Source organism: Arsenophonus nasoniae DSM 15247, assembly GCF_000429565.1.
Lineage (GTDB): Bacteria > Pseudomonadota > Gammaproteobacteria > Enterobacterales > Enterobacteriaceae > Arsenophonus > Arsenophonus nasoniae.
Genome location: NZ_AUCC01000190.1, coordinates 1 through 2,060, shown reverse-complemented (window position 1 = coordinate 2,060; position 2,060 = coordinate 1). Strand labels below are relative to the sequence as shown.

Sequence of the window (2,060 nt, the reverse complement as noted above, 5' to 3'; positions counted from 1 at the left end):
GGTTTTTCGTAAGAAAATCTACGGTAATTTAGAGGAATTACAAACTGATTTAGATAAATGGTTAGAGGAATACAATAACCAGCGTACTCATCAAGAAAAAATGTGTTGCGGTCGAACACCCATGGCAACTTTACACGATGGAAAACAAATTTGGAGAGAAAAAGATTTAAATCAAATTTAACCTGACAGATACTGTATAAATAACCGGTAACTGTCAGATCTAGTCTGAGCTACTACACAGTTACTTCTTAATTAAGACTCCCCACATAGTTAACTTCTTTTTCCATGCTAAATATTCAGGCGATGATAGTTTTGTTAATGGCAAATGCTCTGGTTTTACCTGTATTAATAACTGACGAATCATATCATGTACCCAGGGTGCTTCTTTTATATTCTCGTATCCTGGTACTGTTTCAAGCTCTAGTAATAAATAGTATAAATTAGTTAATTTCGTTTCAAAATATGAAAGTTTTTCTCTTTGTTTTATATATAAATTTTTAGTGGCGAGTTTCATTAATTTGTTCTTCGGAAAAGATGCTATTTCTATAATTGAGTTCTTAAGAATTTCAATAGCATTCTTATTATTTAAGATAACTAACGTAGTGTCATCGTGGTTTGTTGGTAATAATAAAAAGTTATTATTTATTATTTTTTGTAAGATAACACTATCATCTTTTAATTTTTCTATATAATCTTTTATTTCCCTTATATCATAAGCCTCTAAAATTTTTTCATTCAATTTTATTTCCGTTGCTTTAGATATTTTATCTTTATCTATTCTACTATACATGCTTAATATTTTTTCAGAAAGAGTAGCTAATTTTTTTAATTTATTTAACTCAAGATGTAAATTATCTACTTCATTTTTTAATTCGATTATTTCTTTAGTATTCCACAACATTGGAAATGTGGTTTTTCCAACTTTTATATAGGATAATTCCTCATGAAAAACTTTTTTTTCTTCTTCGTTAAGATGGTATTTATTCTGTGTAATCTGATAATGCTCTATATTCTCAGTAATAATTCGTTTAAATGAATCAGACTCCTGATCTTCTAATGTATCTTTAAATTTATTATAAACTCCTTCAACTTCGATCATGGTTTTTTTAGCGCAAAAAAACGGTAGTTTAGCTCGTTCTTCGTAAGATTTTGTTTTCTCGAAAACCTTATCACACGAATACAATGTAAAATCATCTATCTTTAATTTATACCCCCAATCATCATTAACATCTTTTTCACTTATTTCTAATGTAAATTTACTTTGATGTTCTGGATTGGCTAATTTTCTAAGTTCTATGAATTTTTCTAAACGATTAAATTCAGGACTAATTGTATCTTCATTTTTAATATCTTGAATAGCAAAGAATAAGTCTTTTATTGTTTCATGTTTTACTCCCCCGTTAAACCAGTCAATAATTTTATCAATAAGATCATATAAGTTATTTAACCTGGTCGCTTCTTCTAAGGTATTAGCAGTCAAAACTTGATTAAGCTTTGACTCATTCAATGCTAGGTTTATATCTGGTGTTGAAAAAGTTATAGACATAAAAATCCTTTTAAAAATAGAGTTATGTAAAAAATCGTTACATAAGTTTATTTTCTGTTATTTAAGTTTTTTGTACAAAAATTGATTGAAAAATCAAAAATTTTTCTCTAATCAATTATCTATATTCGTCATTATTATTGTTTTATTTATATCAGGTGATTACCTTAATTTCTAAAAAACATGAAAAATCGCAGTGGTGTAGCCCCGCCGCGCCTCTGAGGAATCCCCAGAAAACGAAACAAAGATAAGGTTAACCTGAGTTCGGGATAAGAAATAAAGATAAAGTATGGATATTCAAATAGTTAAATTCGCCTATTTTGTTAAAATACTCTAACAGCCTAGTTAAAGAGTAGAGCATTGTTAAACAATTATGGAAAATCTTACTGAACTTTATTGCCTGATGGATATTTTTGTAAAGACTTGAACGTAGCACGCTACGCGTGAGCGGCGCAGCGGTGCTGCTTCGGGGATGTTAATGAGTTGAGTACTGTTTTATACTCTGCAGTAGGTTAAT

At 29.0% G+C, this 2,060-nt stretch carries 1 protein-coding gene and 1 pseudogene; one reads left to right on the top strand and one right to left on the bottom strand.

Features of this window, described 5'->3' with window-relative positions; all coding sequences use genetic code 11:
• Positions 1–181, top strand: a pseudogene (locus G468_RS21795) (IS481 family transposase); the annotation flags it as partial.
• 60 nt (positions 182–241) lie between these two features.
• Here G468_RS21795 and G468_RS0117270 read toward each other — a convergent pair.
• Positions 242–1,546: a hypothetical protein gene (locus G468_RS0117270; RefSeq protein ID WP_026824065.1), complete on the bottom strand. Its 1,305-nt coding sequence runs from the start codon at positions 1,544–1,546 to the stop codon at positions 242–244.
• Between the last annotated feature and the right edge of the window lie 514 nt (positions 1,547–2,060).